16 protein-coding genes are annotated in these 19,715 nt (G+C 46.5%); 14 read left to right on the top strand and 2 right to left on the bottom strand.

Translation table 11 applies throughout. From position 1 onward, the window contains the following. Window positions 1–44: 44 nt before the first annotated feature. From A4V09_RS10430 to A4V09_RS10390, 9 genes are all read left to right on the top strand, one after another. Complete coding sequence (locus tag A4V09_RS10430) at window positions 45–281, top strand: hypothetical protein (protein WP_065542291.1); 237 nt, start codon at window positions 45–47, stop codon at window positions 279–281. A 199-nt stretch (window positions 282–480) separates the two neighbouring features. After that, on the top strand, window positions 481–1,275 hold the full coding sequence (locus A4V09_RS10425; RefSeq protein WP_065542290.1) for an SseB family protein: 795 nt from the start codon (window positions 481–483) through the stop codon (window positions 1,273–1,275). Between the two features lie 14 nt (window positions 1,276–1,289). After that, window positions 1,290–2,096: an amidohydrolase family protein gene (locus A4V09_RS10420; RefSeq protein ID WP_065542289.1), complete on the top strand. Its 807-nt coding sequence runs from the start codon at window positions 1,290–1,292 to the stop codon at window positions 2,094–2,096. Window positions 2,097–2,141: 45 nt separating this feature from the next. Further along, the gene (locus tag A4V09_RS10415; protein WP_065542288.1) at window positions 2,142–2,981 is read left to right on the top strand and encodes a CehA/McbA family metallohydrolase; all 840 of its coding nucleotides are present in this window, start codon (window positions 2,142–2,144) and stop codon (window positions 2,979–2,981) included. Beyond that, window positions 2,978–4,270, top strand: coding sequence for a homoserine dehydrogenase (locus A4V09_RS10410; RefSeq protein WP_065542287.1), 1,293 nt, complete (start codon window positions 2,978–2,980; stop codon window positions 4,268–4,270). Before A4V09_RS10415 ends, A4V09_RS10410 begins: the two co-directional genes overlap by 4 nt. 2 nt (window positions 4,271–4,272) lie before the next feature. Next, window positions 4,273–5,472 (top strand): alanyl-tRNA editing protein, encoded by a 1,200-nt coding sequence (locus A4V09_RS10405; protein WP_065542286.1) that lies wholly within the window; start codon window positions 4,273–4,275, stop codon window positions 5,470–5,472. An 84-nt stretch (window positions 5,473–5,556) separates the two neighbouring features. Then, a complete protein-coding gene (locus A4V09_RS10400; protein WP_065542285.1) occupies window positions 5,557–6,639 on the top strand; it encodes a phosphotriesterase family protein in 1,083 nt (360 codons plus the stop codon). A 398-nt stretch (window positions 6,640–7,037) separates the two neighbouring features. Then, window positions 7,038–8,840, top strand: a complete 1,803-nt coding sequence (locus tag A4V09_RS10395; RefSeq protein WP_065542284.1) for an ABC-F family ATP-binding cassette domain-containing protein — start codon at window positions 7,038–7,040, stop codon at window positions 8,838–8,840. A gap of 132 nt (window positions 8,841–8,972) precedes the next feature. Next, window positions 8,973–9,872, top strand: a complete 900-nt coding sequence (locus A4V09_RS10390; RefSeq protein WP_065542283.1) for a tocopherol cyclase family protein — start codon at window positions 8,973–8,975, stop codon at window positions 9,870–9,872. Window positions 9,873–9,880: 8 nt separating this feature from the next. Here A4V09_RS10390 and A4V09_RS10385 read toward each other — a convergent pair whose 3' ends face one another. Beyond that, complete coding sequence (locus tag A4V09_RS10385; RefSeq protein ID WP_242964062.1) at window positions 9,881–10,264, bottom strand: winged helix-turn-helix transcriptional regulator; 384 nt, start codon at window positions 10,262–10,264, stop codon at window positions 9,881–9,883. Window positions 10,265–10,463: 199 nt separating this feature from the next. On the opposite strand from A4V09_RS10385, the gene lon reads away from it, so the two are divergent. After that, complete coding sequence (lon, locus tag A4V09_RS10380; RefSeq protein WP_065542282.1) at window positions 10,464–12,740, top strand: endopeptidase La; 2,277 nt, start codon at window positions 10,464–10,466, stop codon at window positions 12,738–12,740. 119 nt (window positions 12,741–12,859) lie between these two features. Here the strand turns inward: lon and A4V09_RS10375 are convergent, their stop codons facing one another. Further along, entirely contained in the window at window positions 12,860–15,304 is a 2,445-nt protein-coding gene (locus tag A4V09_RS10375; protein ID WP_065544723.1) for a cation-translocating P-type ATPase, read from the bottom strand. Window positions 15,305–15,852: 548 nt separating this feature from the next. Here A4V09_RS10375 and A4V09_RS10370 point away from each other — a divergent pair. The 4 genes from A4V09_RS10370 (at window position 15,853) to A4V09_RS10355 (ending at window position 19,120) form a co-directional block, all read left to right on the top strand. Then, window positions 15,853–16,992 (top strand): aldo/keto reductase, encoded by a 1,140-nt coding sequence (locus A4V09_RS10370; RefSeq protein ID WP_065542281.1) that lies wholly within the window; start codon window positions 15,853–15,855, stop codon window positions 16,990–16,992. A 278-nt stretch (window positions 16,993–17,270) separates the two neighbouring features. After that, window positions 17,271–17,795, top strand: a complete 525-nt coding sequence (locus A4V09_RS10365) for a hypothetical protein (protein ID WP_089280613.1) — start codon at window positions 17,271–17,273, stop codon at window positions 17,793–17,795. 2 nt (window positions 17,796–17,797) lie between these two features. Then, the gene (locus A4V09_RS10360; protein ID WP_065542279.1) at window positions 17,798–18,064 is read left to right on the top strand and encodes a DUF1905 domain-containing protein; all 267 of its coding nucleotides are present in this window, start codon (window positions 17,798–17,800) and stop codon (window positions 18,062–18,064) included. A gap of 177 nt (window positions 18,065–18,241) precedes the next feature. After that, complete coding sequence (locus tag A4V09_RS10355) at window positions 18,242–19,120, top strand: Rpn family recombination-promoting nuclease/putative transposase (RefSeq protein ID WP_065542278.1); 879 nt, start codon at window positions 18,242–18,244, stop codon at window positions 19,118–19,120. Window positions 19,121–19,715: the final 595 nt, after the last annotated feature.

Genomic DNA, 19,715 nt, shown 5'->3' with positions numbered 1-19,715 from the left:
TACCGTTTTGAAGCAAGGGGAAGGTATATTACAGGCAGGGACTTTTGGCAGAACATGGGCTGTCCGTTGTCATGGAGGAGCGTAACAGAAAATTTTTGATGGATACCGGGCAGAGTGAAGACAGGGAGATAGCGCCCGGTTTCTGGGTGATCGGAAATATACCATACCGCACGGATTTTGAGTCACATGGAGATTCCTGTTCTTATCCCTGTCCACTGCACGGGAAAAAGGGCTGCGGGAATGATGGCATCCGCATTTTGGGATTCCTGTATTTGGGCTGAGACCGGTCAGGTGTTGGTATTTTGACCTTGCCATAGAGGCTTTGCAGGACAGCAAAATACAAATTTAAGAGGACAAGAACAGGATTTGGGTGTATACTAAAAGAAGAAAAAGCTGACAGCAGCCTGCTGTTAAAAAACACGTAACTGTTCAGGAGCTTCCCAGTTACAAAAATATAACACAACAGGAGAACATAGAACCATGGACAAAGTAAGAATGGAAACAATTAAGAAAATCCAGCAGATGGAAGCATTTTATGTGCTCTTTTCCAGAGGGACCAACAATCCTTTTATCATCTGCGATCCGGATACATATAATGATCAGGTGTGGGTCTTTGAAGACAGCAAGGATTTGGAGGAAAAGGCAAAACCATACATGGAGCAGAAGAATCCAGTAGCATCCATCAAAGTGGAGAACAAAAGTTTTCTGAACTTTTATTCCACTCTCTTTACACTGGGGGTCAATGAAGTGGTGTTTGTGGAAAAGGGCAGTACAACTGCATTTGATCTGGAGGAGATTGTGAAAAGACCGGATTTTTCCCAACTTCCGGAGAATCAGAGACCGCTGTTTAACCCGCAGCTTCAGCTTACGGGCATTTATTTCATGCAGGAATTCAGAAGAGGCGTGGAGATGTCCGAGAAGGAGAGTTTAAATGAGCTGGAGGAGGAGATGGCAGCCAACCTGGTGAAAAGCAAATTCCTGGTGGCAGTGGAGAAACAGGAGGAAGGTAAGGAAGAGAACGTTCAGGTCCCCTATATCAAAAATAAAAATGGCGATGTGTTCCAGCCCATTTTTACAGACCCCGGTGAGTTTTCCAAATTCAACAAAGAGAAAAAGTTCAAGGCAGTGGTGGTAGAATTTAAAAATCTGGACAAAATATTAATCCCTTTGGCAAAAGGCGTTGTGGTAAATCCCCAGGGCTTTAATCTGATCGTCATGAGTGAACAGTTTGAGAACCTGCTGAAACGTTTTGGAATCCAGAAGGAAAACAAATAAGCGGGGCCGGAGAGATGATAATAGATTTCCATACACACATATTCCCGGATAAGATAGCCGGGGCAACGATAGAAAACCTTTCCAAGGCATCAGATTCTAAAGCGTATACAGACGGAACAAAGGACGGACTTCAAAAATCCATGGAGGCATCCGGTGTGGATATATCCGTGGTGCTGCCGGTGGTAACAAAACCGCAGCAGTTTTCATCCATCAACCGCTATGCAAGAGAAATCACTCCGGAGCAGTTCCTGGGCGGCGGGGAATTCCTCTCTTTTGGCGGCATCCACCCGGACACGGAGAATTATAAAGCAGAAGTGGATGAAATTGCAGATATGGGTCTGAAGGGGATCAAACTGCATCCTGATTATCAGCGAGTATTTATTGACGATATCCGCTACATGCGGATCATGGACCGGGCAGCAGAGCGGGGACTCATTGTCATTGCACACGCAGGTGTGGATGTGGGGCTTCCGGAGGTGGTACACTGCACGCCAAAGCGGGTGGAACATGTGCTTGGCCAGATAGACGGGGGCATTTTAGTGATGGCGCATATGGGCGGCTGGAACTGCTGGGAGGATGTGGAAAAGTACCTGGCAGGCAGCAGGCTTTATTTTGATACAGCTTATAGTCTGGGGCATATGGAGGATGAGCATTTTATCCGCCTTTCCAGAAAACATGGCGTGGATAAAATTTTATTTGCTACAGACAGTCCCTGGGACGGTCAGAAGGAATTTTTATCACGAATACGGGAAATGAATATGAAAGAGGATGAGAAAAAAGCCATATTGGGGGAGAATGCGAGAAGAATTTTAAAGCTGTAGTTTTGATATAAAATCTGCGGCGTGTTGGGAAGGAGATGTTTTGTCGTGAAAATTGACATGCACTGCCATACAAAAGAAGGTTCTATAGACGGCAAAGTAAGCATCGAGGAGTATATCCGTATGCTGAGAAACCAGGGATTCGGCGGAATGCTTGTGACAGATCATGATTCTTATGGGGGATTCCGTTATTGGAAAAAGAATATCAAAGGCCAGAAATACACAGATTTTGTTGTACTCAAAGGAATTGAATACGACACTCTGGATGCAGGCCATATTATTGTGATCATGCCGGAGAGCATCAAACTGCGTCTTCTGGAGCTGCGGGGGATTCCCATACAGATGCTGATCCCCATAGTGCACAACTATGGGGGAATACTGGGTCCGGCCCATCCCTGCGGGGAAAAATACATGAGCTTTATGAATGCAAAAGCTTATAAGAGAAATCCGGATATTTTAAAAGAATTTGACTTTATTGAAACCTTCAATGCCTGTGAATCCATGGAAGTCAATGAGAGAGCAGCAAAATTAGCGGAAAAGTACAATCTGACAGGCACAGGCGGAAGCGATGCCCACAGGGCGGACTGTGTGGGAAAGGCATATACAGAAGTGCCGGACACGGTTACCTGTGAGTCGGATCTGATCACAGAGATCATCAAGGGTACCAGGTTTGAGTGCGGCGGTGAGATCTACAACAAGACGACCAAGGACAAAATCGGCAAGGTCAATGCAGTTCTGGTCCATTCCTTCTGGGTATACAATAAGATTGGAGGATGGAGCAAGGCCTTTAAGCGGAATAATAAGATGAAAAAGGGATTTATTGAAAGGGTGGAACAGGTCGTGAAGCCCAAAAAGGATGAGCCGGAGGAAAAAGAAGAATCGTTATGAGTGAAAAAGTGATAAAAGCTGCCCTGCTGGGGCTTGGAACCGTGGGAAACGGTGTATATAAAGTTCTGAAGATCCAGAAAGAGGAGATGGAGAAAAAAATCGGAGCCGTGGTCCGGGTAGAAAAAATCCTGGTCCGCAACATAAAAAAAGCGGCTGCCAAGGTGGAAGACCCATCTGTACTCACGAATGACTGGAAGGCTGTTTTAGAAGACCCGTCCATTGAGATCATCATTGAGGTAATGGGCGGATTTGAACCTGCAAGGACTTATATTCTGGAGGCACTGCGTGCAGGCAAGCATGTGGTGACCGCCAACAAGGATTTAGTGGCCTCCAATGGGGGAGAACTGCTGGACTGTGCGGCAGAGCATCAGTGCGATTTCCTTTTTGAAGCAGCAGTGGCCGGAGGGATTCCCATTATCCGGCCATTGAAACAATGCCTGGCCGGCAACCACATTCAGGAGGTCATCGGCATAGTCAACGGTACGACCAATTTTATTCTGACAAAAATGACCCAGGAAGGCATGGAATTTTCCGAGGCTCTTGCTCTGGCAACAGAACTTGGCTATGCGGAGGCAGACCCGACAGCAGATATCAGAGGATATGACGCGGGGCGTAAAATGGCGATCATGGCCTCCATTGCCTTTAATTCCAGAGTGACCTTTGACGATGTGACAACAGAAGGCATCACGCATATCTCAGCTAAAGATATCCGGTACGCGAAAGAGCTGGGCTGCCTGATCAAATTGCTGGGACTTGCCAGGTATACAGAGACGGGAATTGAGGTGCGGGTGCAGCCTATGCTGATTTCCGAGAGCCACCCCCTGGCCGCTGTCAATGACTCTTTCAATGCTGTCTTTGTGAGAGGAGATGCAGTGGGAGATACCATGTTCTACGGGCGGGGTGCGGGTGAGATGCCCACAGCCAGCGCTATTGTGGGGGATGTGTTTGACATTGTGAGAAATATACGGTTCGGCTGTACCGGAAGGATAAGCTGTACCTGTTATAAAGAACTGCCTGTGAAGAAGGCAGATGATATGGAAAGCCGCTTTTTCCTGCGTCTGCAGGTGGACGACAGACCGGGAGTACTTGCCAGCATTGCCAGTGTATTAGGCAATAATGATGTGAGTATTGCACAGATGATACAGAAAAATAAAGACGGAGATTTGGCGGAGATCGTTGTTGTGACCTCAAAAGTCAGGGAGGGCAATTTTAATGATGCTATGATGATCATTGAGGGAATGAGTGTGGTACATAAGGTTTCTGCCCTGATCCGTGTATATGGAGACTGAACATGACGGACAAATTATTCTACAGGGACAGTATGACAGACACATTTCAGGCAGAGGTGCTGGCCTGCAGACCGCTGCCAAAGGTAAATGAAAAAATAAGCGGTGCCCATTATGAGGTGGTTCTTGACAGAACCGCCTTTTTCCCGGAAGGGGGCGGACAGTACGCAGATACAGGGATGCTGCTTTTAAAAAAGAGCGGGGACCAGGAAGTTAAGATACGAGTCCTGGATGTGGGAGAAAAAGACGGAACGGTCATCCACTTTACAGATAAACCCGCGGATATGGGAGCTGTTGTCACCGGCGTACTGGATTTTGCGGAACGGTTTTCTAAAATGCAGCAGCACACAGGGGAGCACATTGTGTCAGGGCTGGTGAACCGTCATTTTGGTTACCGCAATGTGGGATTTCACCTGGGAAATGAAGCGGTGACCATGGACTATGACGGCCCTCTAACAAAAGAGCAGCTCTGCATGATAGAACGGGAAGCCAATCAGGCGGTGGCTGAGGATGTACCCATAGAAGTTTTGTATCCCACAGAGGAGGAACTGGGGGAGATAGCCTACCGGAGTAAAATCGAAATTGAGGGACAGGTGCGCATTGTCCGCATTCCCGGATATGATACCTGCGCCTGCTGCGCCCCCCATGTAAAGACAACGGGGGCTGTTGGGATCATTAAGCTGACCGGGGCGATTCATTATAAAGGCGGGATGCGGGTGAACATGCTCTGCGGTTTCCGGGCACTGGAGGATTACAACCAAAAGGAGGAGAGCGTGACAGCCATATCGTGCAGGCTTTCCGCGAAGCAGGAGGATGTTGTGCAGGCAGTCTGCCGGCTGGAAGAGGAGATCACCCGGCAGAAAGAAAAAATCAGGCGGCTTCAGGAACAATATCTGAGACGGCGTCTGTCTGAGGTGAAGTCCCGGACACAGGCTGTACTTTTATTTGAGGAGGAGCTGGATCCGGCTGCCATGCGGCATTTTGTCAATGATGCCATGGAGATAACGGAGGGTGTCTGCGGTGTTTTTGTGGGCAGTGACACGGCAGGATACCGTTATGTTCTGGGCAGTTTAGGCAGAGATATTATGGCTCTTGCAAAAGAGATGAACCAGGCCTGCAGCGGGAAAGGCGGAGGAAAACCGCCTATGGTACAGGGCTCTCTGACGGGGAATAGGGAACAGATTGAGAAGATACTACTGGGTTAGCCTGTGTTTGAAAACTAATCCGGCAACAGAGAAAGGACCGATAAAAACTGCTGCCAGGTTGAAAAATGGGAGGGTTTTACATTCATGAAACGAATTACAACTGTGTGCGGAGATATTTCACCGGAGGAGCTGGGATTTACGGATATGCATGAACACATTATGTTCAACGGTGCGGATATGGGGGCAATCTGCAGACCGGCTATGCCCACGGATCTGCCGGTGAAGTATGAGGATAAGGTCTCACTGGAAAACATCGGGTTTTTGAAAAGGAATTTTCCGCTGGTACGGGATGCCATGGATTTGAACGATGAAACAGCCATGACCAGGGAGGTACAGGAATATAAAGTCTCAGGCGGAGACTCTATGGTGGAGCTGAGTGTACCCGGAATCCGCCTGGATGTGGAGGCAGTGAAGCGGATCTCAGAAAGGACAGGGGTTCATGTCATTACAGCTGTCGGCTATTATGTGGAGTCCTCCTGGCCGGGAGATTATGACGGCTGGAGTATCCGCCAGTTTTACCACCATATGATGGATGAGATTGAAAACGGAATTGAGCACACAGACATAAAGCCGGGGTGCGTGAAAATTGCACTGAATGATTTTACAGAGGCAGAGGAAAAAGCGCTCAGAGCAGGCGGCCAGGCCGCGAAAGACACAGGTATGTCCATCACGGTACATCCGGATTATGCTTACGGGGGGACACCGGGTGAAATCGTGGAGATACTGATGGAAGAGGGCGTCAACCCGGAAAAGATCGTGATCGCCCACATGGAGACTACTGTAAAAAGGCCCATGAAGGAGATGATCCTCTACCCGGAAAAATGGGGTCTGGACCTGGATGTGGCGAAACGGGTGCTGGATAAAGGAGCAAACTTTTCAGTGGAATTTTTATCCGGGGATATTGGCCTGGAGGCGTTGGGAACTGCACCGATTCCGGACTGGATGAAGATGGCCGGGATTGTACGTCTTATCCAGCAGGGATACAGCCGCCAGATCGTACTTGGCACTGACATGTGTGTAAAGACTATGTGCAGGCAGTTCGGCGGAGAGGGATACTGCAGGCTGACAAAATTCGGAGTTCCTGCACTGAAGAAATACGGGGAGGTCTCTGACCTGGCGATTCGCAACATGACGGTAAATAATCCGGCCAGGATTCTGGCCTATTAAAAATAGATCAGCGCAATACATAAGAATCAGGAGTTCGGTTCCGGTTGGGAATGGATACTCCTGGTTTTTGTTTATGACAATATCTGGAACAGGAGGGCATCCGGTCTCTGGGAAGCATACTGCTGGGGATGGGACAGACAGGAGCCTGCCATGAAATAAATATAGCACCGTAAAAACATAATAGTGTTTATAATAAACAATGTATACCCTAAGGACTTCCTGCAATTTATGCAGCAGCAAGTGCTGGTACTATAAGGTATAAATAAGATATTGCAATATATATAGTTGTCTGTCCTGAAACACGTTAAGATTTCCAGGCAGCTGGATTAAAGTTGACGTTCCGATCAAAATCATTTATGATGAGTATTGTCAGTATGAGAATAAGAGGAGCGTCACAAATGAACATATTAAATATAGAACATATCAGTAAAATATACGGGGATAAGATCATCTTTGAGGATGCATCCTTTGGCATTCACGAAGGGGATAAAATCGGGATAATCGGCATTAACGGTACAGGAAAGACTACTTTGCTCCGAATGGCTGCCGGGATTGAGGAACCGGATTCAGGGCAGATCGTCAGGCAGAATGGACTGCGCATTGCGTATCTGCCTCAGAATCCGGAATTTCCCCGGGATGCAACCGTATCCTCCTATGCCCTTGGAAAGTCAGTGGAGACGGACTGGATGGTAGAAAGCAACCTGACAAAGCTTGGGATTGTGCAGTATGACACACCGCTGGCACAGTTGTCGGGAGGGCAGAGAAGGAAGGTAGCTATGGCCAAGGTGCTGGTTTCTGATTTTGATGTCCTGCTGCTGGATGAGCCTACCAACCATCTGGATGAGGAGATGATCACCTGGCTGGAAGAGTATCTGAGGGAATACAAAGGAGTGATTCTCATGGTCACCCATGACCGTTACTTTCTGGATAAGGTATCCAACCGGATCCTGGAGATCAGCCGGGGAAACATGTACAGCTATGATGCCAATTATTCCAGATTCCTGGAACTGAAAGCAGAGCGGGAGGAGATGGAACTGGCCTCTGAGCGCAAACGGCAGAGTGTCCTGCGCATGGAACTGGAGTGGGCCAAGCGGGGCTGCCGCGCCAGAAGCACCAAGCAGAGAGCCAGACTGGAACGCTTAGAAGCTCTGAAAAACGGAAAGGCCCCGGTGCAGGACCAGGCTGTGGAGATGGATTCCGTGGAGACGAGAATGGGAAAAAAGACCATTGAGCTGCACCATGTGGGAAAAAGCTATGGCGGGACAAAGCTTGTGGATGATTTTGACTATATTGTGCTGAGAAACCAGAGGCTGGGCATTATCGGTCCAAACGGCTGCGGAAAGTCCACTCTGATCAAAATGATAGCAGGTCTGATACAGCCGGACTCCGGGGAGATCGAAATCGGAGAGACGATCAAAATCGGATATCTGGCACAGGAGGAGCCGGATATGGATACGGACCGGCGGGTCATTGATTATATCAGGGATATCGCTGAGTATGTACAGACAAGAGACGGAAAAATCAGTGCATCACAGATGTTGGAGAGATTTTTATTCACGCCGGATATGCAGTATACTCCTGTGTGCAAACTCTCCGGGGGAGAGAAGCGTAGGCTGTACCTGCTCTCCGTACTCATCAGCGGGGCTAATGTCTATATCCTGGATGAGCCATCCAACAATGTGGATATCCCCACACTTACAATCCTGGAGGATTATCTGAACTCTTTTTCAGGGATTGTGATCACCGTATCCCATGACCGGTATTTTCTGGACAATGTGGTGGACCGGATATTTGAATTTGACGGCAATGGACATCTGCAGCAGTATGAGGGAGGCTATACGGATTATCTGGAGGCAAAGGAGAGAAGACTTTCAGTCGGGGACAGCAGCAGTTCCCTGAAAAAACAGGTTCCGGAGAAAAAGGAGGCAGCCAAAGACTGGAAGCAGAACCGCCCGGCAAAGCTGAAATTTACATTCAAAGAACAGAGAGAATACGATACCATAGATGATGACATCGCAGCTCTGGAGGAAATAATAGAAAAACTGGACGGTGATATGATGGCAAATGCCACAAACTCCTTAAAGCTGTCTGAGCTGACGGCCGAGAAGGAAAAAGCAGAGGCAGAACTGGAAGAAAAGATGGAACGCTGGGTATATTTAAACGATCTTGCAGAAAAAATCGAAGAACAGAAAAATGCCTGAATCAAATCACGTATATGGTTTATAAATGCCGCACATCCTAAATGTGTCCAAAAGCAGATGCAGACATGGGGAACCGCCAGTGTATCACCGGCACCCCATGTTCGGATAAATTTAGACACAGAGGTGAAGAACATGAAAAAGACATGTATTCAGAGGGGATGTGCGGCATTTTCCTTTCCTTATTTTGAAGGATGGTATCTGAAACACCAGAATCAAGAGAATACCATTGCATTTATCCCTGCCGTACATGGGGATAAAAACGGAAAGTGGACCGTATCTCTTCAGGTCATCACAGAGGAGGGAGCATGGTATTTCACGTATCCCAAAGAGGCGTGCCGCATCAGCAGGAATCCTTTTGGCGTCAGAGTGGGGAGAAATATTTTCACGGATAAGGGGATCCAGGTAGATATAAAGAGCAGGGACCTGACTGTAAAAGGCTGTATTGCATACACACCGTTTGACCGGCTGTCATATGACATTATGGGATTTTTTAAATACATCCCCTTTCTGCAGTGCAGTCACGGTGTGCTGAGCATGTATCACAGTCTCAGGGGCAGCCTCCTTGTAAACGGCAGAAAAATCTCCATGACAGGAGGGCGGGGATATATAGAGACAGACAAAGGACGCTCCTTTCCAAAGACATATCTCTGGACTCAGTGCGGGTTTGGTAAGAGCAGCAGTGTGATGCTGTCTGTTGCGGATATTCCATTTTTAGGCACTCATTTTCAGGGCTGTATCTGCGCGGTGCATTGTGGAGGAAAAGAGTACAGGATGGCCACCTACCTGGGAGTACGCATAGAAGAATATGGGGACGGCAAAGTGACGGTCAAGCAGGGAAAGATGCGTCTGAAGGTGCGCAGACTGGAGGAAGCCTCCCATGACCTGAAGGCACCCCAGTGCGGTGAGATGACCCGTATTATCAGAGAAAGCCCGTCCTGCCGTGTCAGATATGAGTTTTGGTCAGGAGGCGGGCTGGTATTTGACGTGATATCAGAACAGGCTTCTTTTGAACAGGTGAAAGACAGCTTATAGGGAACAGGCTATTTCGTGTCTCTGCATTCTCTGCAGTATGGGGACTGAGTCTGCATTCTGTCCATATGGGTTTTTCCCCATTCGGACAGGCTGTCCAGCGGCTCTAAAATACTGCGTCCCTCTTTCGTGAGGGAATATTCCACCCGGGGCGGAATCTCATTATACTGCTCCCGGTGGACAATGCCGTTTTCCTCCAGTTCTTTTAAGGACTGGGACAGCATCATGTTGGTAATGCCGCAGAGCTTTCGTTTCAGGCTGTTATAACGCACAGATTCTTCACGTGCCAGAATACAGATAATAGGAAGCTTCCATTTTCCACCCACCAGATTCAAAGCATATTTCAGCGGACAGACAGCTTCCCTTTCCTCTTTTTCCATTGATGCTGCATACATAACCGGTTTCCTTTCCTCATGAGGTAGTAGGTATGAAAAAACATACCAGGTATGAAAATACTGCGTACTTGTAAAATGTTTATTTAATGATAGAATTATATCACAATATTTGGCGGATTCCAACGGATTCGCTATATATTTTAATTTGATACTAGCACTCGATTAAAATGAGTGCTGATAATGCGAGGAGGATGCACATATGATTACAATACCGATTTACGATATGATGATACTGCCCGGCGTTACCTTCTTTTTCAAAAAGGACATTTTCACAGACCGGGAAATCACTGCGGAGCATGTGGGTGAGGATGTGTTGTTCCTGATGATGAAGCAGGATAAGAAGCGGGAAGATATGACGCCGGAGGATATCTGCCCTATCGGGGTTTCCGGCAAGATTGAGAGTATAGACGAGGAAGGCAATATTCGTGTCCATACAAAAGAGCGTGTTCTGATCACGAATGTGGAAGTGACCACGCAGTCCATCTCCGCTTCGGCAGCGGTCTGTGGCGAGGTGGAGGATATCTCGGATGAAAAGATGCAGAAGCGTTTTGAAGCGCTCAAAAGAGATCTGCTGAAATTTGTACAGATGTTTCAGTGGGGGGTGTGGGCGAGAAGCTTTATCCTGCACTGGAAAAATATGAACGAGATTCTCTGTGCCCTTTCAGGCTATCTGAATCTCTCCTGGCCGGAAAAATATGCCGTTTTAGAGGCGGAGACCAGGGGACAGCGCTGTGAACGGATTGAAAAGGCGATCTATGAATTTATTGAATTGTTCAAGGTCAGTGAGGAAGCCCAGAGTGCCCAGAAGGAGACGCATGAACAGGCATACAGGGAGTCAGCCATTAAAAAACAGATTGATTTTCTGCAGAACCAGCTGGATGAGATGCATCCGGAGAATATATCCGATGTCCGCAGATTTGAAAATAAAATAAAAGAAGCAGGTATGAATGAGGAGGCAGAAAAGGAGGCCGGAAAGGTTCTGAACCGGATGAAACAGGAGGGCAAGGACAGCCATGAGTATGGCCTGCTCTATGATTATCTGGATTTTGTGACAAGCCTTTCCTGGAAAACAGAGGAGTTACCGGAGATAGATTTGGAGGAAGCGGAGAAGATTCTGGATGAGGAGCACTATGGTCTGAAAAAGGTAAAAGACAGAATCATCCAGCAGATAGCAGTCATGGCTCTGAATAAAAAACAGTCCGGTTCTATTCTGCTGTTTGTGGGAGCACCCGGTACAGGCAAGACCAGTATCGGGCAGAGCATAGCCAAAGCTCTGCACAGAGAATATGTGAGGATCAGCCTGGGCGGCATCCGTGACGAGGCTGAGATCCGAGGCCACAGGAGGACGTATGTAGGTGCCATGCCGGGCAGGATTATGGAGGGTATGAAACGAAGCGGTGTCCAGAACCCTGTCATGGTGCTGGATGAGGTGGATAAGCTCACAAAGGATTATGGCGGAGACCCTGCAAGTGCCCTTTTGGAGGTACTGGACCCGGAGCAGAACAACAGCTTTACAGATCACTATATGAATGTGCCCTATGACCTCTCCAATGTATTTTTTGTCTGTACTGCCAACAGCACGGATACCATACCGGAACCACTTCTGAATCGTATGGAAGTGATTCAGTTTCCGGGTTATACACCCATAGAAAAGTCCCATATCGCCAGAAAACATCTGCTTCCCAAGGCAATGAAGAGCATGGGGATCAAGGCTCAGAACCTGAAAGTGACAGATGAAGCGATCGGGAAGATCATCAGCGATTATACGGCTGAAGCGGGAGTCCGCGGTCTGAAAAAACAGATGGATATTCTGTGCCGTTTTGCGGCAGTGAAGCTGGTAAAAGGAGAGCAGAAGAGTATCACGGTCAGTGAAAAGCGTGTCCCTGAGTTTTTAGGAAGAAACGCCATGCATCACGAGGGTATACTCAAGGAGGCTGCACCGGGTGTGGTGACAGGATTAGCCTGGACCAGAGCCGGAGGAGAGATCCTGTTCGTGGAGACGACGCTCACGAGAGGCAGCGGTAAAGTGAGGATCACCGGACAGTTGGGGGATGTGATGAAAGAATCCGCTGAGCTTGCCCTGACGCTGGTAAAAGCCATGTATCCGGAAGAGGCCAAACAGCTTGATGAAAAAGACCTTCATATCCATGTTCCGTCCGGAGCAGTTCCAAAGGACGGTCCCTCTGCGGGCATTACTCTGGTCACAGCGCTGTCCTCCCTTGTAACGGGAAAAGCAGTTGATCCTGAATATGCCATGACAGGGGAAGTTTCCCTTCGGGGCGGTGTCATGCCTATTGGAGGTCTTCCGGAAAAGCTCATGGCAGCGCAGAGAGCCGGCGTGAAAAAAGTATTTATCCCTTATGATAACGTGGAGGATCTGGAGGAAGTGGCAGAGGAGATAAAGGAAAAACTGGAGATCATCCCTGTAAAGAAAGCCACAGAGGTTCTGGAACGAGTTTTCCATGAGGAAAATTAAAGATAGAAAAAAATTACGGTCAGATACGAATCCGGTATCTGACCGTAACTTTTTCTGCCTGTAATGGTCCGAAGCGGACTGCTGTGTATAAACGTTAAAATCTTGTCTGCACTTGGATTTTATAATAATTCGTCTTCACTATGCTGTTTCAGGCGCAGATACAAGATACGGCATTTTTCAATCGCCAGTGTAAGATATCTGAGCACAGGCTCTGTGGCAATGGCGAAAACCACAAAGAGCATGATGCATTTCTTGGACATGCCGGTCAATGCAAACAGATTGTTCAAAAACAAGCTGCAGAATATAAGTCCGGCAATGGTTCCAAGTAAAATCCCCACACGGATCTTGTTCATAGGTGCACTGATCTTGTAAAGGATCATAAATCCTACGATGGCCAGCAGCATGGTAGCAGCGGTTGAGATATCCGTGGAATTTACCCCGAAGGTCTTTCCGAACACCACCAGCGCGCCCACAGCGAGAACATCTGTCAGCGCCGCAGGCATGGCTTTCAGACATACATTGGTGAGAAAATGCCCTTTGATAATATTTTTGTTTGGCTCAAGCGCCAGGAAAAATGCAGGGATGCCAATGGTGAACATACTGATCAGGGATACCTGTGAGGGTTCCAGAGGATACGTCAGCATAAATACAACAGAGAACAGGGAGAGCAGGAAGGAAAAAATATTCTTGACCAGGAATAAACTGGCAGAACGCTGGATATTATTTACCACCCGTCTTCCTTCCAATACCACCTGGGGCATACAGGAAAAGTCAGATTCCAGCAGTACAAGCTGGGAGGCCTGAGCCGCGGCATCACTGCCTGAGGCCATGGCAATGCTGCAGTCGGCATCTTTCAGTGCCAGCACGTCGTTGACACCGTCTCCTGTCATGGCAACGGTTTTTCCCGCAGCTTTTAATATCTGTACAAACTGCCGTTTCTGGTTGGGGGTGACACGTCCAAAGACAGCGTTGTTCAGAACCGCTTGCTGTATTTCTGCGTCAGTCTCCAGTTCTGAGGCATCCACATAATTCTCTGCTCCGGCTATGCCGGCCTGTTTGGCAACCTCAGAAACGGTGGCAGGATTGTCCCCTGATATAACCTTCACCTCCACACCCTGTTCGGCGAAGTAAGTAAAAGTTTCTTTTGCCTGCTTGCGGATAGGGTTCGCGAGAAGAATATAGCATAAAGGTATAATGGGGGCGGAAAGTGCCTTGCCGTCAATCTTCTCATCATAAGTTCCGAATACCAGGACACGTGAGCCTTTGGATGCATATTCTAAAATTTCCTCTTTGTAGTCATCATAGTCTTCCTTCAGGACAAATTCCGGAGCGCCCAGTACATAGGCAGTATCTTTAAAGGTGACGCTGCTGTATTTGGTTGCAGAGGAGAACCCTGTTTTACTGACAGGTTTCTTTTTCGCGGCAGTTTTAAAATGCTTTTTGATAGCTGCCATGGTAATGTTATCGCTGCTCATGGCTGCCGCAAAATCACTGATCATCACAGACAGAGGCTCCATCTCATTGGGATCGTATTCTTCTGTCTCTATGACCTCCTGGACTTCCATGGAATTTTCTGTGATAGTTCCTGTCTTATCTACGCAGAGCACATCTACTCTTGCCAGGGTTTCAATACATTTCATATCGTGCAGCAGGACTTTTTTCTGTGCCAGCCTGATAGAACTCACTGCCAAGGCAACACTTGCAAGAAGATATAAGCCCTCAGGGATCATACCGATGACAGCAGCCACCATGGAGGTCACACTGGAGCGGAAAGCCTCATGCTGAAAGAAAAATGCCTGTATAAAAAGTACAAGGCCGATGGGGATAATGGCAATACCCACGAATTTTACCAGTTTGTCAAGGGAACGTATCATCTCGGACTGCTCCCCGCTCTGCATTTCCTTGGCCTCCAGCGTCAGGCGGGAGATATAGGAGTCCTCCCCGACTTTATCAAGCTTTGCGTGGCACTGCCCCGACACAATGAAGCTGCCGGACATAAGCTGGTCGCCTTTTCTCTTGGTGATCTCATCCGCTTCTCCGGTGAGCAGGGATTCATTGACCTGTACTTCCCCGGCGCTTACCAAAGCGTCAGCACAGACCTGGTTGCCGGCTTTAAAGATGACCATATCGTCCAGCACCAGCTCCTCGGCATTTACTACCGAGGTTTTGCCGTTTCGCACTACGGAGGCATTAGGGGCGTTGAGCATGGTCAGATTATCCAGAACCTGCTTGGCCCGTATCTCCTGTATGATACCGATCAATGTGTTGGCAATGATAACCGGGAGAAAAGTCAGGTCCCTGAAAGAACCTACAATACACAGCAGGACTGCCAGCACTACGAAAATCAAGTTAAAGTATGTGAAGACATTGTCATGTATGATCTCTTTCGTTGTCTTGGACGGCGGGTCCACAGCTTTGTTGGTCCAGCCGTGAAGCCTGTGTTCCTGTACCTGCTGGCTTGTCAGCCCGGTTTTATGATCCGGGTTATACCGGGTGGTTGGAATCCTGCGGTCTTTTTTCTCCACCTGATTGTCAGACAGCTGCGGTTTTGTTTGCTTTTTCAGTTTTATCTGTTTTTTCACCAGTATACTCTCATTCCTTCCTGACGAAGACCCTTTGTCTTTAGTATTTTCTAACTCTAATGCATATATTCTAACACAAAAGGAAGAAAATTACCAATTTATACAAACAATTTTAGGCTATATTTCTATTTCAGCAGGAAGCTGCCACCGTGGTGCTGGGAATTTAACTGGCAGTTCAATCCTAAAAAAGGCTCTGAACTGGTCAGAGGCTGGCCCCGAAACCAGCTTGTCAGAACAACCCGGGGTCTGGATGCAGATGCGTGCGGGCTGCTTGTGACAGACGATTCGGGACATACCTCACGGCCTGATGGCGGAGGCCATGGATTTATATATGAAAGAAACTATGTGATCGTGACGGCACAGCACAGTCCGGGAGGGCTTTTGGGCTGTGCTTTTTTTGAAAAAGGGTATTGACTTGGAGTTGACTTCAAGGAATACAATCTTATTGAACCCGCAAGATGCACACTGTGCCTGCGGAAATCAAAAAATGGGTTCATGAAAGGAAAAATTTATCACAGGAGGATAGGAATATGGTATATAAAAATTATAAAGATATGAAGCTTTCAGCGCTGGGGTTTGGCGCTATGCGGCTGCCGACTGCGGACGGGAATCCGGATGCGCCCATAGATGAGAAAAAGACGGCGGATATGGTGGCTTATGCCATAGCACATGGTGTCAACTATTTTGACACGGCGTATGGCTATCATGATGGAAATTCGGAAATTGTGATGGGAAAGGTTCTGGGGGATTATCCCAGAGAATGCTTTTATCTGGCTACCAAGTTTCCGGGATACGATTTGGCGAACATGGATAAAGTGGAAGCTATTTTTGAAGAACAGCTTAAAAAATGTAATGTGGATTATTTTGATTTCTATTTGTTCCATAATGTTTATGAAAAGAATATCGAGCCGTATACGGACCGGAAATACGGTATTATGGATTATCTGATGAAACAGAAAGAGAACGGAAGGATCAGGCATCTGGGATTTTCTGCACACGGGCGTTATGATACGATGAAACGTTTTCTGGAAGCTTATGGAGACAGGATGGAATTCTGTCAGATTCAGCTGAATTATCTGGACTGGAAGCTCCAGGATGCGAAGGCTAAGGTGGAGCTGCTCCGGGAATATAACATTCCCGTATGGGTCATGGAGCCTCTCAGGGGAGGACGGCTGGCAAGTCTTACACCGGAGAACGAAGAGAAATTAAAGGCTCTGCGACCGGATGAAAAGATTCCGGCCTGGGGATTCCGTTTCCTGCAGTCTGTTCCGGAAGTGACTATGGTATTGTCCGGCATGTCAAGCATGGAGCAGATGAAGGAAAATATCGCCACCTTTGCAGAAGATAAACCGGTGACGGATGAAGAGATGGAGACGCTGATGGAAGTGACGGACAGTATGCTGGATATCCTGCCATGCACGGCCTGTCGTTATTGTACAACACATTGTCCTCAGAAACTGGATATTCCCACACTATTAGCACTTTATAATGAGGTGCGTTTTGCGAATGGTCTGATCACGCACATGGCGGTGGAAGCCATGCCGGAGGATAAACGCCCTCATGCATGCATCGGATGCCAGAGCTGTGAGGCGGTATGCCCGCAGCAGCTTGAAATAGCCAAGGCAATGGCTGATTTTACAGAAAAGCTGAACCAGCCTGCCGGTTTGTAGATGGTCAAAATCATAGTTTTGAGTGGGAGCAAACCGCAAAGCGGTATTGAATAGTACTTATAAATCACATTCATTTTCAGATACCAAGCACGGCCCATTTTTACTCCTGCATATACACGTCCGCTGCCGGAAAAAGAACAGATGAAAGACGGATACATTCATCGGGGATTGTTAGTAAAGAACCTTTAGGATGAATGAGTTTTTGTTAATATTACTTGTACACAGTAACAGCCGGGTTCCATAAAGGTAGGGATCCGGCTGTTATTAAGGGTATAATTATGATACGGGAATCACAAGTGGCCACCTTTCATTCATTTTATCATTTGATCAAACGGGGGATCATCAATGAAGAATTTTTTAAAGCCGGTATTATACTTTTGTTTGCTTTGCTTATCTTTTGGGCAGGATATACGGTAGGACAGAACAAGACCGTGGAGGGTCTTTCAGATGAAGGTGATTCCATCACTTTTTATGCTCAGATCAAAGAGATTAACGGAAATTCCATGCGGGTATCCGGCTTGAAAGAAAATGATATGAATTTCAGAAGTGAATTTCATCTGTACATTACTGCCAATACAAAAATGGAGTGGCACTTTACTGATATCGCATTGTCAGACTTCATGCCGGGACAAAATATATCGGTTACTTTTTCCGGGGAAGTACAGGAAACCTACCCTGCTCAGATAAAGAGCGTAAATAAAATCTGTCTTCTGGATGCCACAAATCCGGCGCTTGACCGCGTGGAGACTTCATCGGCAAAAACGTATTACATGAATGCTACAAAAAGAACAGTGAGGAAATAAAGATGAATACAAAGACATATGAATTTGAGGCTGTTATAAAAAAGGTTCCCGATATAGATGGGGCATATATTGAATTTCCTTTTGATGTGAGGGAGGAGTTTGGCAAAGGGAGAGTGAAGGTACATGCCACATTTGACAGCCAACCTTATGACGGAAGCCTGGTACGGATGAAAACACCGGGGCATATTATTGGAATAAGAAAAGAGATCAGGCAGAAAATCGGAAAACAGCCGGGTGATATAATTAAAGTTACTATACAGGAAAGATAAAAAGCAGAAGCCGGCTTTGTTTTTATGCAGGGATACAAAAAAAATTACTCTATATTTCGTTACAGATGGAATGAAAAAAGTGGTAAATTAATTTGCAAACGCAAATTTATAATGGAAATTTTAAATACTATGTGATATAATCAAACCAGAATTCCTCTGCCCATGCGGAGGTTGTTTATGAACCAAAACAGAAAACTGGCACAACTGAAGTTTAAAGATAATTTTATGTTCGGTGCAGTTATGGTAAATGAGGAAATCTGCCGGAATTTTTTGGAAATGGCGGTGGGTGTTCCGATTGAGAAAGTAGAAATCAGTAAAGAGAAAAGTATGATTTACCACCCGGAATACCGCGGTATACGGCTTGATATTATTGCCAGAGATGAAAAAAGAACACATTACAATGTGGAGATGCAAGTGGCAAAAAAGTCCCATTTGGGCAAAAGAGCCAGATATTATCACAGTCAGATGGATATGGAGCTGTTGCTGACAGGAGAAGACTACACATTACTCCCTGCTTCCTATGTGATTTTTATTTGTGATTTTGACCCGTTTGATAAGAAAAAATACCGTTATATCTTCCAAAATGTTTGCAGGGAAACCGGACTGTCTATGGCTGACGGGAGTACTACCATTTTTTTGAGCACCTGTGGGGAAAATGAAGCGGAAGTACCGGGAAAGCTAATAAGATTCCTGAAATTTGTCAAAGCCGACTTAACAGACAGTACCCGTGACTATCAGGATGATTATATCAGAAAGATCCAGGAGTCTATAGCAAAAATTAAGGGAAGCCGGGAAATGGAGGAGAAGTTCATGCTGCTGGAAGAGTTATTGAGAGATGAACGTGCCGAGGGAGAAGCAAAAGGACTGGCCATGGGGAAAACAAAAGGAAAGGCAGAATCCATCCTGCTTCTGCTGGAGGATTTAGGCCCAGTACCTGATGAACTCAGAAAAGCGATCCTGGAGGAACAGAATATAGATATTCTTTCAAGATATCTGAAGCTGGCGGCACATGCAGACTCTATTGCGTATTTTGTGGATGGGATAAACCATATCTAAGAATCTTTATCTTACATAAATGACGCTGCTTATATTTTGCCAAATGCAGGCAGCGGGCTTCTTTTATGCGTTTAAAATTCTAAAAGCAGATAATGCAGTCATCTGACAGCATTATCTGCCCTTTCAAATCTATGCCGGATCAGGCATGTGACAAATCCAACAATTGACTACATATTTAAGAAGACGGACAGAGGAATTCTAACATATTTCAGCTTACGGAGCAGTATTATCTGAGAGGCCGTGGGTTCCGCGGCTGTCAGACAGCGGCGTATATTTGTGTATCTCAATTGTAACTTGCAGGATATAAGCAGAACTTGTTGAAATAAATGTTTAAATGTCTTTTTATGAAAGACATTTATAACAGAAACAAAGAATATCAGTTAATTTATATACAAAGTGTCCTTTATATGAAGACAAATGTATATCTACAGATAAACGCCTTATGAAAAAATGCAGGAAAAGGGAAAATAACCTGCAAAAAATAAATGTAATTATACAGTGATGATTAAAAAGCAGCGACCCTATCTCATGTTTTGAATTAATACTTAAAAAATCCCAGCCGCATAATCATACAATAAATGCAGGATGAGAAATT

Source organism: Blautia pseudococcoides, from assembly GCF_001689125.2.
Classification (GTDB): Bacteria; Bacillota; Clostridia; order Lachnospirales; family Lachnospiraceae; genus Blautia; species Blautia pseudococcoides.
Note: the sequence above shows the minus strand (reverse complement) of the source record. Positions and strands in the feature narration are given on the sequence as shown.

Coding starts and splice junctions, on each gene's coding strand:
- A4V09_RS10425 (WP_065542290.1), top strand. CDS start 481: ATGGACAAAGTAAGAATGGAAACAATTAAGAAAATCCAGCAGATGGAA.
- A4V09_RS10420 (WP_065542289.1), top strand. CDS start 1,290: ATGATAATAGATTTCCATACACACATATTCCCGGATAAGATAGCCGGG.
- A4V09_RS10410 (WP_065542287.1), top strand. CDS start 2,978: ATGAGTGAAAAAGTGATAAAAGCTGCCCTGCTGGGGCTTGGAACCGTG.
- A4V09_RS10405 (WP_065542286.1), top strand. CDS start 4,273: ATGACGGACAAATTATTCTACAGGGACAGTATGACAGACACATTTCAG.
- A4V09_RS10400 (WP_065542285.1), top strand. CDS start 5,557: ATGAAACGAATTACAACTGTGTGCGGAGATATTTCACCGGAGGAGCTG.
- A4V09_RS10395 (WP_065542284.1), top strand. CDS start 7,038: ATGAACATATTAAATATAGAACATATCAGTAAAATATACGGGGATAAG.
- A4V09_RS10390 (WP_065542283.1), top strand. CDS start 8,973: ATGAAAAAGACATGTATTCAGAGGGGATGTGCGGCATTTTCCTTTCCT.
- A4V09_RS10385 (WP_242964062.1), bottom strand. CDS start 10,264: ATGTATGCAGCATCAATGGAAAAAGAGGAAAGGGAAGCTGTCTGTCCG.
- lon (WP_065542282.1), top strand. CDS start 10,464: ATGATTACAATACCGATTTACGATATGATGATACTGCCCGGCGTTACC.
- A4V09_RS10370 (WP_065542281.1), top strand. CDS start 15,853: ATGGTATATAAAAATTATAAAGATATGAAGCTTTCAGCGCTGGGGTTT.
- A4V09_RS10365 (WP_089280613.1), top strand. CDS start 17,271: ATGATACGGGAATCACAAGTGGCCACCTTTCATTCATTTTATCATTTG.
- A4V09_RS10360 (WP_065542279.1), top strand. CDS start 17,798: ATGAATACAAAGACATATGAATTTGAGGCTGTTATAAAAAAGGTTCCC.
- A4V09_RS10355 (WP_065542278.1), top strand. CDS start 18,242: ATGAACCAAAACAGAAAACTGGCACAACTGAAGTTTAAAGATAATTTT.